Below are 20,094 nucleotides of genomic sequence, written 5' to 3'. Positions count from 1 at the left end.
ACTCTCCTGCCTAGCGCTTCTTGCCGGTGCGCCGGCGTCGGACGATGAGCTTGTCGCTCGGCTTGTTGGGCTTGCGGGTGCGGCCCTCGGGCTTACCCCACGGGCTGACCGGATGGCGGCCACCGGAGGTCTTGCCCTCGCCACCACCGTGCGGGTGGTCGACCGGGTTCATCACGACACCACGGACGGTGGGACGCTTGCCCTTCCACCGCATGCGGCCGGCCTTGCCCCAGTTGATGTTGGCCTGCTCGGCGTTGCCGACCTCGCCGACGGTGGCGCGGCAGCGCACGTCGACGCGGCGGATTTCACCCGACGGCATACGCAGCGAGGCGTAGGTGCCTTCCTTGCCCAGCAGCTGGATGCTCGAGCCGGCCGAGCGGGCCAGCTTGGCACCGCCACCGGGGCGCAGCTCGACGGCGTGGATCAACGTACCGGCCGGGATGTTGCGCAGCGGCAGGTTGTTACCGGGCTTGATGTCGGCGTTGGCGCCGGACTCGACCACGTCACCCTGCTTGAGTCCCTGCGGCGCGATGATGTAGCGCTTCTCGCCGTCCAGGAAGTGCAGCAGCGCGATGTTCGCGGTGCGGTTCGGGTCGTACTCGATGTGAGCGACCTTGGCGTTGACGCCGTCCTTGTCGTTACGACGGAAGTCGATCACCCGGTAGGCGCGCTTGTGGCCACCGCCCTTGTGCCGGGTGGTGATTCGGCCGTGGGCGTTGCGACCACCGGTGCCGTGCAGCGGACGGATCAGCGACTTCTCCGGAGTCGAGCGAGTGATCTCGGCGAAATCGGAGACGCTGGCACCGCGGCGACCGGGGGTCGTCGGCTTGTACTTGCGAATTCCCATGTTCTGGTTCCTGAGTCCTTGTTCGTTACCGGGCTAGGCCGGTGCTCCGAAGAGGTCGATCGGCTTGCTGCCGGGGGCCAGGGTCACGATCGCGCGCTTGGTGCTCTTGCGCTTACCGAAGCCGGTGCGGGTGCGCTTGCGCTTGCCCTGCCGGTTGGCGGTGTTCACCGAGTCGACCTTCACCTTGAAGATCTTCTCGATGGCGATCTTGATCTGCGTCTTGTTCGAGTCCGGGTGGACGACGAACGTGTAGACGTTGTCCTCGATCAGCCCGTACGACTTCTCCGAGATGACCGGAGCCAAGATGATGTCGCGGGGGTCGGTCACGGTAGCCATCAGGCGGACACCTCCTGCTTCGACTTCGAAGCGTGCTCGATGTAGGCGTTGAGAGCCTCCACGCTGAACACCACGTCGTCGGCGTTGAGGACGTCGTAGGTGTTGAGCTGGTCGGGCGAGATCACGTGCACACCAGGCAGGTTGCGCACGCTCTTGGCACCGACCTCGTCGCTGCGGCCGATCACGATCAGCACCTTCTTGTTCTCGGTCAAGGTGCCCAGGAAGGCCTTGGCGCTCTTGGTCGAGGGCGTCTGGCCTTCGACCAGTTCGGTGACCGCGTGGATGCGCTCGTTGCGGGCCCGGTCGGACAATGCGCCACGCAATGCGGCGGCGATCATCTTCTTCGGGGTGCGCTGGCTGTAGTCGCGCGGCTGCGGGCCGTGGACGACGCCACCACCGGTGAACTGCGGAGCGCGGGTCGAGCCCTGACGGGCGCGGCCGGTGCCCTTCTGCCGGTACGGCTTCTTGCCACCGCCGGACACCTGGGCGCGAGTCTTGGTCGCGTGGGTGCCCTGTCGCTTGGCCGCCAGCTGTGCCGTCACCACCTGGTGCATCAGCGCCACGTTGGCCTCGACGTCGAACAGCTCGGCGGGCAGCTCGACGCTGCCGTCCTTCTTGCCGCCCGGGGTGTGGACGTCAATCTTCACAGTCATTACTTCTCACCTCGTTTGACCGCGGTGCGAACCATCACCAGGCCGCCGGTGCGGCCGGGGACCGCACCCTTGATCAACAGCACGCCGTTCTCGGCATCGACCTTGTGCACCAACAGGTTCTGCGTGGTGACGCGGTCGTTGCCCATCCGGCCCGACATCCGGGTGCCCTTGAAGACGCGACCCGGGGTGGCGCAGCCACCGATCGAACCCGGCCGGCGGTGCACCGCCTGGGCACCGTGGCTGGCGCCCTGGCCACGGAAGCCGTGGCGCTTCATGGTGCCGGCGTAGCCCTTGCCCTTGCTGGTGCCGGTGACGTCGACGTAGCTGCCATCGGCGAAGATCTCCGCCGTCAGCTCCTGGCCGACCTCGTACTCGGCGGCCGCGGCCTCGTCGTCGAGCCGCAGCTCGGCGAGGTGGCGGCGCGGGTTGACGCCGGCGGCGCTGAACTGGCCGGTGACCGGCTTGGTCACCTTGCGCGGGCTGATCTCGCCGTAGGCGAGCTGCACTGCGCTGTAGCCGTCACGCTCGGGCGTGCGGATGCGGGTCACGACGTTCGGACCGGCCTTGACGACCGTCACGGGAACGACGCGGTTGTTCTCGTCGAAGACCTGGGTCATGCCCAGCTTCGTACCCAAAATGCCTTTTCTAGCCATTGTTCGCCGACCCCTACTGGATGTTCACGTCGACGCTGGCCGGCAGATCGATGCGCATGAGCGCGTCGACCGTCTTCGGCGTCGGGTCGAGGATGTCGATGAGCCGCTTGTGAGTACGCATCTCGAAGTGCTCCCGCGAGTCCTTGTACTTATGCGGGGAGCGGATGACGCAGTACACGTTCTTCTCCGTCGGCAGCGGCACCGGGCCGACCACACTGGCGCCGGTTCGGGTGACCGTCTCCACGATCTTGCGCGCCGAGGCGTCAATGGCCTCATGGTCGTAGGCCTTGAGCCTGATGCGGATCTTTTGTCCCGCCACGCTTCTCCTACCTTCACTCCTGCTTGGTCCCCGCAAGGGGACACGGTGGTCGTGCGCTGCCGCCTCGACCTGGGGCCGAAACTCAGCGCTGGCTGTCGCCGCCGCTCTTTACCTGTCCTGGTACACCGGCCCCCGCGGTCGGGCGTGTCGCCCTCACACAGCCTGCGAGGCGCGTGGAAAAACCATCGCGCTCCGAGGTTGGGACCGGACGCGCCCCTGAGGGCGCCGGTCGTATACCTTGTGCGGCCCGCTCCCGATGGGGGGCGAACCCGGCTCAAGGCAACCCGAACAGTATGCCCTAGATCGGACCTCGATCCAAATTGCTGCACTGCCTGCTCAGCACGGGTCCGCCGGGGCCCTCCGGGAGCCTGCTGCCAGTAGGGTCGGCCGGCATGGCGGCGACAACGGAGACGACGACGGAGACGCGGACCTACCGGATCTGGCAACACCTGTCCCGATACCCCGGCGGACGGCTGGTGTTCTCGGCCGCTGCCGCTGTCCGGGTGCCGTTTTTCGCGACGGTGCTGCCCCATATCGTGCGGATGGAACCCGGCTATGCCGAGGTCAGCATCCGCAAGTGGCCACTGACCTACAACCACCTGCGCACCGTGCACGCCATCGCCATGTGCAACGCCGCCGAAGTGGCGATGGGCATGCTGATGGAAGCGACGGTACCGACCACCCACCGCTGGATTCCCAAGGCCATGGAGGTGCAGTACCTGCACAAGGCGACGACGGCCCTGCGGGCCTGCGCGCGGATCGATCCACCGGACTTCGACGGCATCACCGACGGTGCCGACGTCCTCGTCGGGGTCAGCGTCTACGACCGCTTCGGCACCGAGGTGGTCCGCGCCGCGATCACCACGTGGGTGACGCGGTCCCACTCTTCCTGACAGTCACTGCCAAATCGACATAGCATGCCGGGCATGTACCGAGTCATCCAGTGGGCCACCGGCGGAGTCGGCAAGGCCGCGATCCAGGGCGTGCTGCGCCACCCGGAACTCGAACTCGTCGGCTGCTGGGTCCACAGCGACGACAAGAACGGCCGCGACGTCGGCGAACTGATCGGCGAGGGCCCGATCGGGGTCTGCGCGACCACCGATGTCGACGCCCTGCTGGCGCTGGACGCCGACTGCGTCATGTATTCGCCCCTGCTGCCCGACGAACAAGTCGTCGCCCGCATCCTGCGGTCCGGCAAGAACGTCGTCACCCCGGTGGGATGGGTCTACCCCGACCCGCAGAGCCCGGGCGTGCGGGTCATCGAGGAGGCTTGTCAGGCCGGCGCAGTCACGCTGCACGGGTCGGGCATCCACCCGGGCGGCATCACCGAACGCTTCCCGTTGATGGTCTCCTCGCTGTCCTCGGCGATCACCCATGTCCGCGCCGAGGAGTTCTCCGATATCCGCACCTACAACGCTCCCCTGGTGGTGCGCGAGGTGATGGGCTTCGGACTCACCCCGGAGCAGGCGATGAGCGGCCCGATCGCCGCGCTGCTGGAGGCCGGGTTCAAGGCCTCGGTGCGGATGGTCGCCGACGAACTGGGCTTCCGCTCCGATCCGAAGATCCGCTCCACCCAGGAGGTGGCGGTGGCGGTGCACGGTACCGACGAACTCGTCGTCCCGATGGCCGCAGGCACCGTCGCCGCCCGCCGGTTCCGCTGGCAGGCGATCGTCGACGACGTTCCGGTGGTCACCGCCGCGGTCAACTGGCTGATGTGCGAGGTCGACCTGGATCCTCCGTGGACCCTCGGCGAGCAGGGTGAGCGCTTCGAGGTCGAGATCACCGGTGACCCCGACGTGTCGCTGACGTTCAAGGGGCTGCAACCGGAAACGGTCGCCGAAGGCCTCGAGCGCAATCCCGGCGTGGTGGCCACCGCCAATCACTGCATCAGCGCCATCCCCTACGTGTGCCAGGCCGCTCCCGGCATCAAGACCTACCTGGATCTGCCGCTCATCGCCGGCCGCGCCGCCCCGGACCTGGCCCGCTGATGAAACCCCTTGCCGACCTTCGGTTTTCACACCTGGTGGTCGGGGTCACCGACATGGAACGGGCGCTGTTGTTCTATCGCGGATTGCTGGGCATGGACGTGGTCTTCGATCAGGGCATGTCCGGTGAGCCCTTCGACACGGCGATCGGTGGCTCCGCGGGCCACCAGGGCCGGGTGGTCGGCGGCCTGGTCGGCGGGGTGATGCTGGAACTGCTGTCGTTGGGCGACGGCACCAGCCCGGTCCGGCGCTCGATCGTGGGCAACCAGAACATCTCCCTGTCGGTGACCGATCTCGACGACACCTACCGCCGAGTCTGCGCTGCGGGATACCAGCCCGATCAGGCACCATTCGCCATCGCCGGGGTACGGATGTTCTTCGTCAAAGATCCGGACGGCACCGCCGTCGAGTTCGTCGAATTCCCCTCCCCCGCCCGAACGTCATGGGAGTTGCACCGTGGCAGCTGAGGATCGCACGACCTTCTGGCATCCGGCGTCGCTGAGCGGTCTGCGGGCGATCGTCACCGGTGCGGCCAAGGGGGTCGGCCGTGGCATCACCGCCGCCCTACTGGAGCGCGGAGCCGCGGTGCTGCTCGTCGATCGCGACCCGGCGGTGATCACGGTGGCCGAACAGTTCACCGCCGACGGCCGGCAGGCCACCGCCTTGGTCGCCGACCTGCGCGAGCGCGCCAGCTACTCCCTGATCATCGATACCGCCGCCGACCGGCTCGGCGGGCTCGACACGTTGGTGAACAACGCCATTGCGAGCAACGAGCCCAAACCGTTCACCGCCATCACGATGGAGGACTACGACCTGGTCTTCGACATCGGGCCACGGGCGACCTTCTTCCTGATGCAGGCCGCCTACCCGCTACTGAAGGCCTCCGGCCGCGCATCGGTGGTCAATCTCGGATCGGGCAGCGGCACCGGCGGCCAGACCTGGTTCGGTGCCTACGCCGGCGCCAAGGAAGCCATTCGCGGGATCTCGAAAGTGGCTGCGCTGGAATGGGGGCCAGATCATATTCGGGTGAATGTGATCTGCCCGTTCGCCAACTCCGACGGCGTCCGCAATTGGAGTGAATCCTTCCCGGAGGTCTACGGCAAGGTCGTCAAGGGCATTCCGCTCAAGCGGGTCGGCGACACCCACCACGACATCGGGGCGATGGTGGCGTTCCTGGTCAGCGACGACGCGTCCTACCTCACCGCCCAGACCATCCACGTCGACGGCGGGATGGGATCGTTCCGGTGACCGACACCCCGTCGCTGCGCGACCGGCAGCGAGCCCAGGTGCGCTCGGACATCCACGCCGCTGCCTACCGCCTTTTCGCCGCACGGGGATTCGGCAACGTCACCACCGAGGACATCGCCGCCGAGGCGGCGGTCTCGCCCCGGACGTTCTTCCGCCATGTGGCCACCAAGGAGGAGCTGCTGCTCGGTCCGGTGCAGCGCGGCGGCCCCGCGATCGTCTCCCTGCTGCAGCGACGACCCGCCGACGAACCGGCCGACCTGGCGCTGACGGCAGCCATCGTCGGGCGCGTCGGATCCTTCGATGACGTGGACCTGCAGAGCTGGCGCGAGGCGATCCTGACCGCACCCGACCTGCTCGACCGGGTGACGCTGCTGCCCGCCGCGGACCGCACCCGGCTGGCCGACCTCATCGCCGAGCGGATGGATGTCGACCCGGCGAACGACAACCGCCCCGGCCTGCTGGTCCAATTATCTTTGGCTGCAGCAGATTTCGCATTCCAGCGCTGGGTTCGCGACGACCGTAGCCGGCGCCGGTCGCTGTCCCGCGAGGTCGGCGAGGCACTGTCCGTGGTCGAACATTCCCGGTGGCGGGGTTAACGACCGCTCTTCAGCGTCGCCCAGAACGCGCACTGGTGGCGGTCGGCGAAATCGGTGACGACCGACAATCTCCCGGGTTGCAAGGACAGTCGTTGGCCGGTGCCCGATTCGGAGCTGAACCGGGGCCAGGCGAGCTCGCCGGTCACGTCCGGCACGCCGGTCTTCACGAACTGACTCCAGTACCCGACCATCTGGTCGGACAGCTGGCGTTGGGCCGGATTGAGCGGCGGCGCGCCCCCGATGTCGAACAGGTAGCGCAGGTCGAGCCCGTGGCTGGCGCCGACGGGGAAGGGCACTGCACGGAACGGATCGGGCGCCGGTGCGGTGCGGTCGTTGAACTCGTAGGCGTAGACCGGTGCACTGCTCGCCAGACCGTTCGCTATCGCATCTGCGGGACAGGCGAATTCGCCGTCGGTGACCGCCGCCGAGTAGGCCCGACCGGTGCTGCCGCCGTAGTGCTGCAGCGGGTAGCGCGCGGCCACCGCAGGCGCGTCCGGGCCGAAGGTGTCGGCCAGCAACGTCGAGTACGGCGGCAAGCCATGGTTCTGGAGGAACCAGATGGCGGAGAACAAGGCGAACTCGTCGGTGTTGGTGCCGATCAGCACGGGCACTCGCGCGGCCCGCCCGGTCGCGAATGCCGTCATCGGATCGACCGGAATCATGTCGGTACCCGTCACCGGCCCGGTGAGCCGGTCGGCACCGAAGCCCGCGTAGAACGGCGGCCGCAGCAATCGGGCAACGGGAAGCGCACGCAGACACTCGGGCGCGACCGCCTCGACCGGGCAGCCCACGCTCGCGGCATACGTCAGGCTCACCTGCCGCCCCGTGGGGCGGGCGCCCTGCGACTGACACGGGCCGCTCTGCAGGATCGCCGCGCGGAACAGGCCGGCCGATCCGGGGGCGACCAGGTGATCGCACACCGACATCGCACCCGCCGACTCCCCGGCAATGGTGACCTTGGCCGGATCGCCGCCGAAGGCCGCGATGTTGTCGTGCACCCAATGCAGCGCGGCCTGCTGGTCGGCCAGGCCGTAGTTACCGGCATCTCCGTTGCGGCTCAACGCCGGATGCGCCAGGAACCCCAATGTCCCGAGCCGGTAGTTGATCGTGACGACGACGATGTCGCCCTGGGTCGCCATCCAACGCGAGTCATAGATGTCGGCGCTGCCGTTGAGAAAGCCCCCGCCGTGGATCCAGACCAGCACCGGACGCGGGGTGGCCGGTGTTGCCCCGTCCGGCGTCCAGACGTTGAGGTTCAGGCAGTCCTCGCCGGTGGGCCTGCCGTAGTCAGGATCGTTACGGGTGTCCTGCGGGCACCGCAGACCCGGTCTGGTGGCATCACGCACGCCTTGCCAGGGCACGACTGGCGCCGGCGGCTGCCAGCGCAGTGCACCCACCGGTGGTGCCGCGTAAGGAATGCCGTCGAATACCCGGTAGCCGGGCGCATCGACACCAAGGACCGCTCCCCCGCTGGTGTGCACGACCGTCGGCGCAGGCACCGCCGCCGCGGGCGGGGCCGATGTGGGTTGGCCGTTGCCGCCGGCACACCCGACGACCAGGATCAGGCACATCAGGATCGCGACGGCCGCTCGGAATCGGCGAAGCGATCGGTACAGCACGGGATCTGAGCCTACGCGGCGAGCGGGACACTCCCCGAGTCGCTTCGCTCCTGCCCGCCGGAACAGGGTCTTCGGACCCTAATCGCCCGAAATCTCTTCCCCTATCCGATGTGATCGCCCACACTACTGATCTGACACCCGTCAAGTTTTGCGCACAGCCAACGAGGAGACTCCGTATGACCACCCGGATCATGGATCCCGCAGCCCGCGTTCTGGCCGATCCCCAGGCCTATGCCGACGAGAAGCGGTTCTATGAGTCACTGGCCCACCTTCGCGCTCACGCCCCGGTGTCCTGGGTCGAGGTCGACGAATACCGGCCGTTCTGGGCGATCACCAAGCACGCCGACATCATGGACATCGAGCGGCAGAATGACCTGTTCACCAACTTCCCCCGTCCCCTGCTGGCGATCACCGAGGCCGATGAGAAGCTGCTGGCCGATCTGGAGGCCGGCACCGGGCTGCGCACTCTGATCCACATGGACGACCCGCACCATCGGGATGTGCGCAAGGTCGGCGCCGACTGGTTCCGCCCCAAGGTCCTCAAGGCCCTCAAAGCGCGCTGTGACGAGTTGGCCAAGATCTGGGTCGACAAGATGGCCGAGAAGGGCCCCGAACTCGACTTCATGACCGAGATCGCAGTGAACTACCCGCTCTACATCATCCTGACCATGCTGGGCCTGCCCGACTCGGACTTCCCCCGCATGCTCAAGCTCACCCAGGAGATGTTCGGCGGCAATGACGAAGAGTTCCAGCGCGGCGGCGACGTCGACGACATGCTCGCGGTGTTGTTGGACTTCTTCAACTACTTCTCGGCACTGACGGCGTCGCGGCGGGAGAACCCGACCGACGACCTGGCCTCGGCGATCGCCAATGCCACGATCAACGGCGAACCGCTGTCCGACATGGACACGCTGTCCTACTACGTCATCGTGGCCAGCGCGGGTCACGACACCACCAGCGCCGGAATCGCCGGCGGCATGCGCGCCCTGCTCGAACATCCCGACCAGCTGGCCCGGCTGCAGAACGACATGTCCCTGATGGGCACCGCCGTCGAGGAGATGATCCGCTGGACGGTCCCGGTCAAGGAGTTCATGCGCACCGCACAGGAGGACACCGTGGTGCGCGGTGTGACCATTCCCAAGGGTGAGGCGGTCTACCTGGCCTACACCTCGGCCAACCGGGACGAAGAGGTCTTCGAGAACCCCGACACGTTCGATGTGGGGCGCGATCCGAACAAGCACCTGTCGTTCGGCTACGGCGTGCACTTCTGCCTGGGCGCGTCGCTGGCCCGTATGGAGATGAACAGCTTCTTCACCGAACTCATCCCGCGGATCAAATCCATCGAGCTGGCCGGTGAGCCGGAGTTGATGGCCACCACGTTCGTCGGCGGTCTCAAGCACCTGCCGATTCGGGTGGAACTGAAGTGATGTCACCCGCGCGGCGGTGCACGGCCAGAAAGCCGTCCACCGCCTTGCGGGAACACTCGCGATAGTCGAAGTCGGTCAGGGTGCTGATCCGGGCGGTGACCACCGGACCGATCAGCAGCATCATCGCCTGTGCACGGTCCACCTCACCGAGCTCGGCGACGGCCTCCGGACTCGCCAAGATCGCCTCGAACGGCGCCCCGTACTGCTGGGCGATCCGCTCCCGTAGGGTGCGGATCTCCGGGCTGTCACCGTCCGCCCGGTCCGGCATCCGCTCCATGTCCGGACCCAGGGCCAGCCAGTAGGTGGCGGTCAGCAACAACGGGGTGTCGACGATGAGTTCGGCCTGCGCCTGCACCAGGGCCACCAGCCGCTCGCGCAATGTGCCGCCCTCCTGGGGCATCGGTGCGGGCGGGATCAGGCTGTTGAAGGCGGCCGCGAGCAGGTCGTTCCCGCTGGGAAAATGCCGGTAGAGGGTGGCGCGGGCGACGTTGGCGCCGCGGGTGACGGCATCGACGGTGACGGCGTTGGGGCCGCCACTGCGCAGCAGCGCCGTCGCCGCGTCGAGCAACCGGGCACGTGAGCGCGCCGGTCGCGGGTCGCTGCGTTGCCCCGCCATCATGCGTCCTTCCCGGGCAGTTCCCACCCTGAGCCCGTCCGACAAGGGTACCGAGTGCCGTCACGCCCGCGGTGCGGTGTTGCGGCGCCCGCCACTAAACTGCTGCTGGTGCGGCTGCTGTTCGTCAACCCCAACACCACGGCCACGATGACTGCCGCGATTGCGCAGGCCGCCCGCCTGGCAGCCCACCCGGACACCGAGATCCGCGCCGTCAACCCACTGGACGGGCCTGCCAGTATCGAGAGCGAGGACGACGAGCGCCGTTGTGTACCAGGGCTTCTCACTGAGATCGCTGCTGCTGCAGCGGGTCCGGACGACCAGCGCCCGCACGCCTACGTGATCGCCTGCTTCGGCGATCCCGGCCTGGTGGCAGCACGCGGCGCCGTGCGCGCACCGGTGCTGGGGATCGCACAGGCCGCCATGCATTCTGCCGCACTGCTGGCCGGCGGGTTCTCGGTGGTGACGTCCATGTCGGCCACGGTGCCGCGGGCCTGGGAACTGGCCGACGACTACACCGCCGGCTCGTGCCTGGGGGTCCATGCCTGCGACATTCCGGTACTCCAGATCGATTCGGATCCCGGCAGTTTCCTGCCGATCGCGCAGCTGTGCGAGTACGCGCTGAGCACCGACCGCAGCGGCGCGGTGGTCCTCGGATGCGCGGCGATGGCCCGGTTCGCCCACCCTCTTCGACAGCGCCTTGGCGTGCCCGTCATCGACGGGGTGGAAGCCGCAACCCGCCTGGCGCAGGCCCTGGTTCCGCTGGCGGCCTGAGTCAGCAGACGAACTCCGCTGCGCGGTGGCCGATCATCGCGATGGTGGCATGCGGACCCCGGCTGGGGATCCGCGGCAGCACGGACCCGTCGACCACCCACAGCCCGTCGACTCCCCGAACCCGGCAGCGCGGATCGACGACGGCATACTCGTCGCCGTCGCGTCCCATCGGCGCGGTACCGCACAGATGCTGCGAAGTTGCCCACGCCGGCTCACCGAGTTCGGTTGTCGCACCGGCGATCTGAACCGCCAGGGCATGGCCGCGGTGCAGCTCCGCGACATCGGCCGGATCACTGTCGTAGCGGTGCTCGATCTGCAGGGGCGCGGCCGGGTCGGCCGAGGTGATCGTCACCCTGCCGTGCGACCTCGGACGCATGAGTGCTACGCCCAGGTGCGGCCAGTCCGGCCTGCCCGCCGTTCCCTCCCCGACCATCGAGATGAAACCACCTGTGTAGGGCCTGATCTCGACGTCACCGTCGACCAGGAGCACCTCCAGCACCGGCCGGCCGGGCGCCACCGTCCAGGTCGTCGGGATCACCCACTCCGGATGGTCCCAGGTGCGCCGCCCCACCGGCAGGTCGGCGATCACCGGGATCCCCGCGCCACACAGCGACGCGGCCGGACCGATACCGGACAGCAGCAGAAGATGCGCGGATTCGATGGCACCGGCCGACAGCACGACCCGGTCGGCCGACAAGCTGACCCGGCCCTCCGGGCTGATCGCCTCGACTCCGGTCACCCTCGACCCGGCCAGCCGCAGCCGCAGTACGGTGTGCCGGGTCAGCACCTCGAGATTGGGCCGGTCCATCGCTGGTTGCAGGAACGCAGCCCCCGGCCCGGTCCGGATTCCGCCGACGATGTTGAGCGGGACGGCGCCGATGCCCGGCGGGGAGTTCTCGCCGCGAGGCTCCGCGTTCAGGTCGGGCAGCCAGCGGTACCCAGCTGCGCCGGCAGCCTCGACGAATGCTGCTGTGCTACCACTGAATTCATGGGTCCGGGTGATGCGGATCGGGCCGCCGTCGTGCTGCTCGGGGAAGTCCAGGTCGGTCTCGATGGCCCGGTAATGGCCGGTCACCTCGGCCCAGGACCAGCCGGGGACGGCGGGGTCATCGAAGTCAGCGGGTAGCGCCCGGCAGAAATACCCGCCGTTGACCGCCCCGGAACCGCCGACGGTACTGCCGCGCACGATGTCGGCGATCCGGACCGGGTCCTGTGTCAGCGTGGTGCGATACCGGCGGGCCAGCGGACTCGCCGTGCCGATCGGCAGCTGGGTCCCGTTGGCCGTCATCTCCCGAACACCGGGTTCGGCCGGACCGTACCCGGCCTCCACCACCGTGACCCGGCACGAGGGATCGGCCGAGAGCCGTTCGGCGAGCACGGATCCGGCGCTACCAGCGCCCACGATCAGAACGTCACTGTGCGTGATGTCGACAACCCGGGCTATCGGTCACGTCTTGATCTGTGGTTTGAGCGGCCGCAGGGTTCGCTCCCGGACCACACCCGTCCACAACCCGGCACCGTAGGCAAGGTCGTCGAGCCGCTTGAGCAGCACGTAGGCGAACAGGCCGACCGGCTTGCCCTCACCGTCACCGCCACGGTTACGGGCGAACCAGTCCAGCACCCCGTCGAGGACGGCGGCGACCAGCACGGCCTGTCGGCAGCGCTGCGAGACCACCGCGGCCACCAATGCCAACGGCCAGTAGTGCCGACAGGTGGCAGCAGCGAGCTGGCGGGCGGCGGCGCCGATGCCGCGTAGCGTCAGAACCGCGACATCCCCGATCCCGGCATCGGTGTTCTGCACTGACTTGGCCATCCGCCCAGTGGTGACACCGGCGAACACCAACGACGCGAGATAGCCCGACGCCGAGCCGAGTGCCATCAGCACCCACACCAGCAGACTCCACGCGGACACCACCACCGGGGCGGTCTTGTCCGGGTGGCGGATCGACAACGGTGCGGCGGAACTGCCGTAGAAAGCCTTGCGCGCCAACCAGTCCCGCTTCTGGGTGCGATGCTCGTGAGCCACCAGGGCGATCGGTTCGTACCGCAGCCTCGACCCCGACTCGACCAGCCGCCAGCACAGGTCGACATCTTCACCGGAGCTCAAGGTCTCGTCGAAGCCGCCGAGTTCCAGCAGCGCTGCCCGTCGGCAGATGATCGCCGCGCTGGGCACGTGGGACACCGGGCCGTAGGGCACCACCGGCGCTTCGCGTTCCCCCAGATCGAGGGACGAACGCACCGCTTCGTAGCGCGCGACCAGGTCGTCGCTGTGCCCGAGTCCCACGATGCGCGGCGCCACCAGCGCGACTGCCGGATCGCAGAAGTGGCCGAGCAGTGCCTCCAGCCAACCGCGATGCGGCACCACGTCGGAGTCCAGGAATGCCACGAAATCCGTGGTGCACATGGCCAGTCCGGTGTTGCGGGCAGCAGACGGCCCCTTGCTGCGGTCGTGGCGAACCACCTCGACCTCGCATCGGGCGGCATGGAAATCGGCGGCGCTCACCGGAGTTTGCGAGCCGTCGTCAACGACGATGACGCGCATGGCACGCAATGACATCACCAGGCGGTACAGTCCGAATGCGTTGTCGCGCACCGGGATAACGACAGTCACATCGCGATGCGACGGGCCTCCGGCAGGGCGGGGATGTGCCACGGTCGCATCCAACAGGGTGCGGGCGAGTTGCGCGCTGACCGCGTCACGCACCTCGAGGCGGCCGCCGTCGAGCAACGTCTGAGCCGACGGAGCCAGCCGGAGCAGCCGGGTGGGCGACCCGCCAAGCAGCGCCGAACCCGATCCGAGCGTGCGGACCCGTCGATCGACCTGGACGGCGAAGCCGTCCGGTAACCGGGGCTGACTCATGAGAGCATCCCGTCGGCGGCTGGGGTCCAGCGCAGCAGGCGCCCCCGACAGTCGGCGACCATCCCGTCGAAGATCCGCGCCCCTTCCGCCGCCGTCGCCGTCGTCGGGTCACCCAACACGCCCACCTCGCTCACCGCCGCCACACCGCCGCTCCGCATCCGGGGCAACAGGTTCACCAGCGGCTCCCGGTTGCCGCTGCACCAGGCCTCAGTACGGACGTCGGCCGGTGAAAGGTGAAGCACTACAGAGGTTTCGGTATGCCCGGCGTGGGCGTCGCCGCCCTCGGCGACACATGGGGCCCAGGTGGCGTCGCGGCCTTCCCGGCGCAGCAGCGTGACCGCCGCGCGCATCGCCTCGATATTGCCGCCGTGGCCGTTGACGAAGACGATCCGCCGGGCCCAGCCGCAGGCCGAGCGGCCGTACTCGAGCAGCACCGACGTCAGGACCTCGGTGCCGATCGACACCGTGCCGGGGAACCCTTCATGCTCGCCGGAGGCGCCGTAGGCGATTGCGGGGGCAAGCAGGAACTGTCCGGGCTCGGCGCGGTCGAGCTCCTCGGTGACGGCCCGCGCCACGGCCGTCGCGATCCGGGTGTCGGTGTCCAGCGGGAGGTGCGGACCGTGCTGCTCGGTCGATCCGACCGGAATCAAGATCGTCGCGGACGTGCCGCGGAGCTGTCCCGATGTCGAGTTCCCCAACTCGCTCCGCAACGCCACCGGCCGATGGTAAGCCGAATTCACCTGGCGTGCGCCAATTGTTCGCCAGAGAAGGAGAATTCTTTCGCTTTCGGACCCGTGAACAAGCCCGCCGCGTTCACCACCGTCCCGTCCGTCACGCCAGCCACACCGGGCGCGGCGCCCACCGGATCAGTGCGACGACGGCGGGACGCCGAGCGTCCGGGTGAATCCGTCAGGCACCAGAACGTCCTCGGGGGTCAGGTCGTGCACCGAGGCCTTACCCAGGCCGCGCAGCACCGAGTCGATGCCCCCGTACATGATGTCCAGAACATTCTCCACGCCGGCCTGCCCGGCCGCTCCCAGCCCCCACAGATAGGCCCGGCCGATCATCACCGCGCGGGCACCCAGCGCCAGCGCCTTGACCACGTCGCTGCCGCGGCGGATGCCACCGTCGAGCAGGACCTCGATCTGATCTCCCACCGCCTCGGCGACCGCGGGCAGCGCCCGGATGGCCGCGGGCGTGCCGTCGATATTGTTACCGCCGTGGTTGGACACCGAGATCGCTGAAACACCGGCATCCACAGCACGTTTGGCGTCATCGACCCGCATCACGCCCTTGAGCATGAACGGACCGCCCCAGTACTCCCGCAACCAGGCGATGTCCTCCCAGGTCGGGGGCGGCGTACCCATCCACTGCCCGTAGGCCTCGAAGAATGGCGGGGCGCCCTCGCCGCGGATGGCCTGGTTGGGCACGCTCAGTGCCGGTGGGCGCAGCGTCTTGGCCCACTCCAGGAACCAGCGGGGCCGGGTCAGCGCCTCCGGGGACATCGTGACCATGGTGCGCAGATCCATCTTCTCGGGGATCTTCGGACTGCCCCAGTCCCGGCCGTGCGAGAAGCTCCAGTCAGTGGTGACGATCAGACCGACGGCGCCGGCGGCCTTGGCCCGGTCGGCCCGCGCCGCGATGGCGGCCCGGTCACCGAGCCAGTAGATCTGGAAGAACGTCTTGGGGTTGGCGGCGACGACCTCCTCGACCGGCTTGCTCGCGAAGGACGACAGCCCGATCGCGGTGCCGCGCGCCGCGGCAGCGCGGGCCACAGCCACCTCGCCGTCGGGGTGCACCGCCTGAACACCGGTCGGCGATATCACGACAGGCAACGAAATATCCTGTCCCATCACCGTCGTCGCGAGATCACGCTTCTCCAACGCACCGATGACGTGCGGAGCGAAGCCCAGCTCGCCGAATGCCTCGACATTGTCGGAGACCGTCAGGCCCTTCTCGCTGCCGGCCAGCAGGGCCGAGTACGCGGACTTCGGCAGGCGCTTCTTGGCGCGCTGCTGCGCGATCGCGACGGTTTCGAACCAGGTGTCACGTGCCATGTCTAGATCGGACTTTCGTTGCAGGGTTTGGCCGGCGGCCGGGTGGAGAGCGTGAGCATGATCGGCTTGCCCCGGGAGTGGTCGGCACTGGGCCGGGGCTTGTCACGCTCGTTGGCCAGCGCCGGGGCTCCGTAGCCCTCGACGCACTCGGGGTCCGGACCGTCCATGGGCAGGCCGGTGAAGAATTTGGCCGCCATGCATCCACCCCGGCAGGCGTCGTAGTGCCCGCAGCTACCGCACGCCCCCGCCGACTGCGGTTCACGCAGCTCGCGGAACAGCGGTGCGTTCTTCCACACGTTGTCGAAACCACTGTCCCGCACGATGTTCCCGGCGAGGAAGCGGTCATGGATGGCGAACGGGCAGGCGTAGACGTCGCCGACCGGGTCGATCAGGCATACCACCCGGCCGGCACCGCACATGTTCAGGCCCGCGAGCGCGCCGGGCGCGCCCAGACCCGACAGATGAAAGAACGAGTCACCGGTGAGCACTCCGTCGCCCCTGGCCACCAGCCAGTTGTAGAGCTGGACCTGCTGGTCGGCGGTGGGGTGCAGGTCGTCCCACACGTCGGCACCGCGTCCCGACGGACGCAGCCGGGTGATCCGCAGTGTGGCGCCATAGCGGTCGGCCAGCGCCTTGAAATCGTCGAGTTGGTCGACGTTGTGGCGGGTGACCACCACCGAGATCTTGGCGTCGGAGAAACCGGCGGCGGCCAGGTTCTCCAGCGCCCGCACCGCCATGGCGAACGAACCCGGGCCGCGCACGGCGTCGTTGACCTCGGCGGTCGCGCCGTCCAGTGAGATCTGGACGTCGACGTAATCACTGGCGGCCAGCTTGGCGGCCACCTCGGGGGTGATCCGGACGCCGTTGGTGGAGAATTTCACTCCAACGTGGTGGGCGGTCGCGTAGTCGACCAGTTCCCAGAAGTCGGGTCGCACGGTGGGCTCCCCGCCGCCGATGTTGACGTAGAACACCTGCATGCGCTCGAGCTCGTCGATGATCGCCTTGCACTGTTCGGTCGACAGCTCGCGCGGGTCCCGCTTGCCCGATGAGGACAGGCAGTGCACGCAGGCCAGGTTGCAGGCGTAGGTCAGTTCCCAGGTCAGACAGATGGGCGCGTCCAGACCGCGCTCGAACTGCTCGATCAACCGGGGTACGGGTGCCACCGAAGTCATTGGGATTCCTTGCAGATCAGCATGTTCGAGGATGCGAGTACGCCCAGGGCGTGCAGGTACGGCGCTTCGTCGTCGGCTTCGACGCCGGCGGCGCGCAGTGCACGGTGCACGTCCGGATGATCGGGCAGCGACTCGATGACGGCCAGGATGGTTCGGTTCTTGAGGAACGACAGCTTCCTGGTGCCGAAGTGGTAGAGCAGTGCGCCGAACGGTTCGGGGCGCACCGCCACCTGCGGGTGCAGACGCCAGCTGCCGGCCGGGTCGAAGTTCGACCCGGCGACAGCCGGATCGCCCACGGCGTGGGCGGGCACGGTCAGTAGACCCCGCACATCCCGTCGATCGAGACCTCTTCGACGAGGGTCTCGGTCACCAGCTCGTTGTCCACCTCGATGTTCTGGCTCTGCTCCATGAAAAGCACCCTTTCTCTGGCTGGGTTCTCGACAATTGTGATCGAGATCGCAAGAATATGGCATCGAGTGCCGAAACGGAAGGGGTGAATCCATGGCGGGTGATTCGGCGGGTGCGCCGGGGGCCCGGGTCGGCCGCCGGCGCTCGACCACGCAGGACCACATCGCCGACGTCGCGCTGGACCTGTTCGCCACCTATGGCTTCGGTGAGGTCAGCGTCGACGACGTCGCCCAGGCGTCCGGGATCGCGCGCCGCACCCTGTTCCGCTACTACTCGTCGAAGAACGCCATCCCGTGGGGTGCGTTCGACTCGCACCTGCAGGACTTCCAACATCTGCTCGACAGCGCGGCGGACGTACCCGTCGCCACTGCGTTGCGCTCAGCCCTGCTGGCGTTCAACACCTTTGATGATTCCGAGACACGCCACCGAACTCGGATGCGGGTGATCCTGCAAACCCCCGAGCTGCAGGCCTACTCGATGACGATGTACGCCGGCTGGCGGGCCGTGGTCTCGGTATACGTGGCCGGACGCATCGGCGGCAGATCCACTGATCTGGTCCCCCAGTCGGTGGCGTGGCAGATGCTCGGCATCGCGTTGTCGGCGTACGAATACTGGTTGGCCCACGAGTCGGTGTCGTTGCCGCAGGCTCTCGGCGACGCCTTCGACGCCGTGGCGCGCGGGCTGGACGGGCTGGACGCCCGGAAATAGTTTCGCCGGACCCGTCGGAGTTCGGCCCCGCGCGACGACGATAGAGGTGTGAGCGCGGATTCCGACCCCGGTGATGCCCCGCACCAGCTGCTGGCGGTGTACGACGAGGCGCTCCCGATCGTGTACCGCTACTTCGTCCGCCGCTGCCCCGACCGGGCCACCGCGGAAGACCTGACCTCCGAAACGTTCCTGGCCGCGATGGATGCCGCCCGGCGTTCCGAGCCACCCCCGATCGCGGTGCCGTGGCTGCTGGGTGTGGCCCGCCACAAACTCGCCGACCACTACCGGCGGCGGGCCACCCGCGAGACGGTCACCGTCGCCGAGGTCCCCGACGCCCAAGCGCCCGACGGCTGGGAGACCGAACTGGACCGGATCGTCGCCGAGAGCGTGCTGGCCCGACTGCCAGACACCCACCGCACCGTGCTGGCGCTGCGTTACATGGACGACTGTTCGGTGCCCGAGTGCGCCGAACTGATCGGACGAACCGTCCACGCCACCGAGGCCCTACTGGTGCGGGCCCGCAAGGCTTTCCGAACTCTCTACCCGGAAGGAGGCGTCCGGTGACTGATCCGTTGACCGTACTGAACGCCGAAGATCCTCCGGTGCAGCCGGATCCGGAATTCGCCGCCCGCCTGCGGCGGAAGCTGGAGTCGGCGCTGTCCCTGCCCACCGGAACACGAGGAGTCGAGATGAGCGGAACCACCGCCGCCCTGGCAGACCTGACCGACGACGTGCCGTCGATCCCCGAATACCCCCGGCCCGCCGCCCTGCCCTACCTCACCGTCGCCGATGCACGAGGAGCCATTGCCTGGTACCGCGACGCACTGGGTGCCGAACTGCACGGCGAGCCCATCGTGATGGACGACGGCCGGATCGGGCATGCCGAACTCGCGATCGGCGACGGCGTGCTCTACCTGGCCGACGAGTTCACCGCGATGGGGCTGCGCGCACCCGAGCCCGGCTGGACCTCGGTCAGCCTGATGCTGCACGTCCCCGACACTGACGCGGCGCTGAGCCGGGCGCGTCGGTTCGGGGCCGAGATCGAACGCGAGCCGTATCAGGCGCACGGCTTTCGCGGGGCAACCATCCGCGATCCGTTCGGCCACCGCTGGATGATCAGCGGGCCGGTTGTCGAGCTGATCAGGCCCGGTGACATCGGCTACCTGAGCCTGCACACGCCGGACGTGCGTCTGGCGGCCGCGTTCTACGGACACGTCCTGGGCTGGTCGGTCGACGACGACGGTCAGGTCACCAATACCGTGGAGCACATTGCCCTTTCGCGCGGTGAGGGCACCCTGCGGTGCTACTACGCAGTGACCGACATCGAGGCGGCGCGCACGGCGATCATCGCCGCCGGGGGTCGGGCCGAGGGGCCACGCCGCTTCGCCCTCGGCGAGAGCATGGACGCCACCGATCCGGACGGCAACCCGTTCGCGGTCTACGTCCCCGAGTCGGCGCAGCGCCGGCCCGCGCTCAACGGCGCCGGTGCGGGGGAACTGTCCTACCTCACCCACGAGGTCGCAGATTCAGCGGTGTTCCGGGACTTCTACTCCGCGTTGTTCGGCTGGACGTTCGAGCCGGGTCGGGTCGCCGACGGCTGGCAGATCGGCCACACCCAGCCGATGGCCGGTGTCGCCGGCGGCGCACAGCGGCAGACCGTGGTGCCGATGTGGACGGTGACGGACATCGAGATCGCCGTGCGGCGAGTCCGCGACGCCGGCGGGACCGTGCTCAGTGAACCTGCGCAGCAGTCCTACGGCCTGATGGCCGAGTGCACCGACGACCAGGGTGGCCGGTTCTACCTCGGGCAGTTCTAGCG

At 68.3% G+C, this 20,094-nt stretch carries 24 protein-coding genes; 10 read left to right on the top strand and 14 right to left on the bottom strand.

What is annotated here, in order from left to right:
* Positions 1–10 precede the first annotated feature (10 nt).
* From rplB to rpsJ, 5 genes are read right to left on the bottom strand one after another with little or no spacing between them, the layout of a single operon-like run.
* Positions 11–847, bottom strand: a complete 837-nt coding sequence (gene rplB / locus G6N35_RS24690) for a 50S ribosomal protein L2 (RefSeq protein WP_163806999.1) — start codon at positions 845–847, stop codon at positions 11–13.
* A gap of 33 nt (positions 848–880) precedes the next feature.
* Positions 881–1,183 carry a 50S ribosomal protein L23 gene (rplW, locus tag G6N35_RS24685; RefSeq protein ID WP_059015961.1) on the bottom strand — a complete coding sequence of 101 codons (303 nt, stop codon included), beginning with the start codon at positions 1,181–1,183 and terminating at the stop codon, positions 881–883.
* Positions 1,183–1,836 (bottom strand): 50S ribosomal protein L4, encoded by a 654-nt coding sequence (gene rplD, locus G6N35_RS24680; RefSeq protein WP_163806996.1) that lies wholly within the window; start codon positions 1,834–1,836, stop codon positions 1,183–1,185. Before rplD ends, rplW begins: the two co-directional genes overlap by 1 nt.
* Positions 1,836–2,489 carry a 50S ribosomal protein L3 gene (gene rplC, locus G6N35_RS24675; protein ID WP_163806994.1) on the bottom strand — a complete coding sequence of 218 codons (654 nt, stop codon included), beginning with the start codon at positions 2,487–2,489 and terminating at the stop codon, positions 1,836–1,838. Before rplC ends, rplD begins: the two co-directional genes overlap by 1 nt.
* Positions 2,490–2,502: 13 nt before the next feature.
* Positions 2,503–2,808, bottom strand: coding sequence for a 30S ribosomal protein S10 (gene rpsJ, locus G6N35_RS24670; protein WP_003883485.1), 306 nt, complete (start codon positions 2,806–2,808; stop codon positions 2,503–2,505).
* A 392-nt stretch (positions 2,809–3,200) separates the two neighbouring features.
* Here rpsJ and G6N35_RS24665 point away from each other — a divergent pair, with 392 nt between their 5' ends.
* Genes G6N35_RS24665 through G6N35_RS24645 form a run of 5 tightly spaced genes read left to right on the top strand, consistent with a single transcriptional unit; the run spans position 3,201 to position 6,637 of the window.
* Positions 3,201–3,701 (top strand): hotdog fold domain-containing protein, encoded by a 501-nt coding sequence (locus tag G6N35_RS24665; RefSeq protein ID WP_163806992.1) that lies wholly within the window; start codon positions 3,201–3,203, stop codon positions 3,699–3,701.
* A 33-nt stretch (positions 3,702–3,734) separates the two neighbouring features.
* The gene (locus G6N35_RS24660; protein ID WP_163806990.1) at positions 3,735–4,796 is read left to right on the top strand and encodes an NAD(P)H-dependent amine dehydrogenase family protein; all 1,062 of its coding nucleotides are present in this window, start codon (positions 3,735–3,737) and stop codon (positions 4,794–4,796) included.
* Positions 4,796–5,260, top strand: a complete 465-nt coding sequence (locus tag G6N35_RS24655; RefSeq protein WP_163806989.1) for a VOC family protein — start codon at positions 4,796–4,798, stop codon at positions 5,258–5,260. Before G6N35_RS24660 ends, G6N35_RS24655 begins: the two co-directional genes overlap by 1 nt.
* Positions 5,250–6,041, top strand: coding sequence for an SDR family NAD(P)-dependent oxidoreductase (locus G6N35_RS24650; RefSeq protein WP_163806987.1), 792 nt, complete (start codon positions 5,250–5,252; stop codon positions 6,039–6,041). The genes G6N35_RS24655 and G6N35_RS24650 overlap by 11 nt, the downstream gene beginning before the upstream one ends.
* Positions 6,029–6,637: a TetR family transcriptional regulator gene (locus G6N35_RS24645; RefSeq protein ID WP_407664639.1), complete on the top strand. Its 609-nt coding sequence runs from the start codon at positions 6,029–6,031 to the stop codon at positions 6,635–6,637. The genes G6N35_RS24650 and G6N35_RS24645 overlap by 13 nt, the downstream gene beginning before the upstream one ends.
* On the opposite strand, the gene G6N35_RS24640 is transcribed toward G6N35_RS24645, so the two are convergent.
* Positions 6,634–8,208, bottom strand: coding sequence for a carboxylesterase/lipase family protein (locus G6N35_RS24640; RefSeq protein WP_163807912.1), 1,575 nt, complete (start codon positions 8,206–8,208; stop codon positions 6,634–6,636). The genes G6N35_RS24645 and G6N35_RS24640 overlap by 4 nt on opposite strands.
* Before the next feature lie 224 nt (positions 8,209–8,432).
* Here G6N35_RS24640 and G6N35_RS24635 point away from each other — a divergent pair, with 224 nt between their 5' ends.
* Entirely contained in the window at positions 8,433–9,683 is a 1,251-nt protein-coding gene (locus G6N35_RS24635; protein WP_163806985.1) for a cytochrome P450, read from the top strand.
* Here G6N35_RS24635 and G6N35_RS24630 read toward each other — a convergent pair.
* Complete coding sequence (locus tag G6N35_RS24630) at positions 9,649–10,299, bottom strand: TetR/AcrR family transcriptional regulator (RefSeq protein WP_163806984.1); 651 nt, start codon at positions 10,297–10,299, stop codon at positions 9,649–9,651. The genes G6N35_RS24635 and G6N35_RS24630 overlap by 35 nt on opposite strands.
* A gap of 108 nt (positions 10,300–10,407) precedes the next feature.
* Here G6N35_RS24630 and G6N35_RS24625 point away from each other — a divergent pair, with 108 nt between their 5' ends.
* Positions 10,408–11,070, top strand: a complete 663-nt coding sequence (locus G6N35_RS24625) for an aspartate/glutamate racemase family protein (protein WP_163806982.1) — start codon at positions 10,408–10,410, stop codon at positions 11,068–11,070.
* A gap of 1 nt (position 11,071) precedes the next feature.
* Here the strand turns inward: G6N35_RS24625 and mftG are convergent, their stop codons facing one another.
* From mftG to mftA, 7 genes are all read right to left on the bottom strand, one after another.
* Positions 11,072–12,496 carry a mycofactocin dehydrogenase MftG gene (mftG, locus tag G6N35_RS24620; protein ID WP_246224705.1) on the bottom strand — a complete coding sequence of 475 codons (1,425 nt, stop codon included), beginning with the start codon at positions 12,494–12,496 and terminating at the stop codon, positions 11,072–11,074.
* A 21-nt stretch (positions 12,497–12,517) separates the two neighbouring features.
* Complete coding sequence (gene mftF, locus G6N35_RS24615) at positions 12,518–13,930, bottom strand: mycofactocin biosynthesis glycosyltransferase MftF (protein WP_163806979.1); 1,413 nt, start codon at positions 13,928–13,930, stop codon at positions 12,518–12,520.
* Entirely contained in the window at positions 13,927–14,670 is a 744-nt protein-coding gene (mftE, locus tag G6N35_RS24610; RefSeq protein ID WP_163806977.1) for a mycofactocin biosynthesis peptidyl-dipeptidase MftE, read from the bottom strand. Before mftE ends, mftF begins: the two co-directional genes overlap by 4 nt.
* A 126-nt stretch (positions 14,671–14,796) precedes the next feature.
* Positions 14,797–15,987, bottom strand: coding sequence for a pre-mycofactocin synthase MftD (gene mftD, locus G6N35_RS24605; RefSeq protein WP_163806975.1), 1,191 nt, complete (start codon positions 15,985–15,987; stop codon positions 14,797–14,799).
* A gap of 2 nt (positions 15,988–15,989) precedes the next feature.
* Positions 15,990–17,159 (bottom strand): mycofactocin radical SAM maturase, encoded by a 1,170-nt coding sequence (gene mftC, locus G6N35_RS24600; protein WP_163806973.1) that lies wholly within the window; start codon positions 17,157–17,159, stop codon positions 15,990–15,992.
* The gene (gene mftB, locus G6N35_RS24595; RefSeq protein WP_407664582.1) at positions 17,156–17,470 is read right to left on the bottom strand and encodes a mycofactocin biosynthesis chaperone MftB; all 315 of its coding nucleotides are present in this window, start codon (positions 17,468–17,470) and stop codon (positions 17,156–17,158) included. The genes mftC and mftB overlap by 4 nt, the downstream gene beginning before the upstream one ends.
* Positions 17,471–17,472: 2 nt before the next feature.
* Positions 17,473–17,568 carry a mycofactocin precursor MftA gene (gene mftA, locus G6N35_RS24590; RefSeq protein WP_163806961.1) on the bottom strand — a complete coding sequence of 32 codons (96 nt, stop codon included), beginning with the start codon at positions 17,566–17,568 and terminating at the stop codon, positions 17,473–17,475.
* A 92-nt stretch (positions 17,569–17,660) separates the two neighbouring features.
* On the opposite strand from mftA, the gene mftR reads away from it, so the two are divergent.
* The 3 genes from mftR to G6N35_RS24575 are packed head-to-tail and all read left to right on the top strand — an operon-like array spanning position 17,661 to position 20,092.
* Positions 17,661–18,275 (top strand): mycofactocin system transcriptional regulator MftR, encoded by a 615-nt coding sequence (gene mftR / locus G6N35_RS24585; protein ID WP_163806959.1) that lies wholly within the window; start codon positions 17,661–17,663, stop codon positions 18,273–18,275.
* 48 nt (positions 18,276–18,323) lie between these two features.
* A complete protein-coding gene (locus tag G6N35_RS24580) occupies positions 18,324–18,839 on the top strand; it encodes an RNA polymerase sigma factor (protein ID WP_163806957.1) in 516 nt (171 codons plus the stop codon).
* Entirely contained in the window at positions 18,836–20,092 is a 1,257-nt protein-coding gene (locus G6N35_RS24575) for a VOC family protein (RefSeq protein WP_163806955.1), read from the top strand. The genes G6N35_RS24580 and G6N35_RS24575 overlap by 4 nt, the downstream gene beginning before the upstream one ends.
* Positions 20,093–20,094 lie beyond the last annotated feature (2 nt).

This window comes from Mycolicibacterium anyangense, from assembly GCF_010731855.1.
Taxonomy (GTDB): Bacteria; Actinomycetota; Actinomycetes; order Mycobacteriales; family Mycobacteriaceae; genus Mycobacterium; species Mycobacterium anyangense.
The sequence above is the reverse complement of the archived record's forward strand: the minus strand, read 5'-3'. Positions and strand labels throughout refer to the sequence as shown.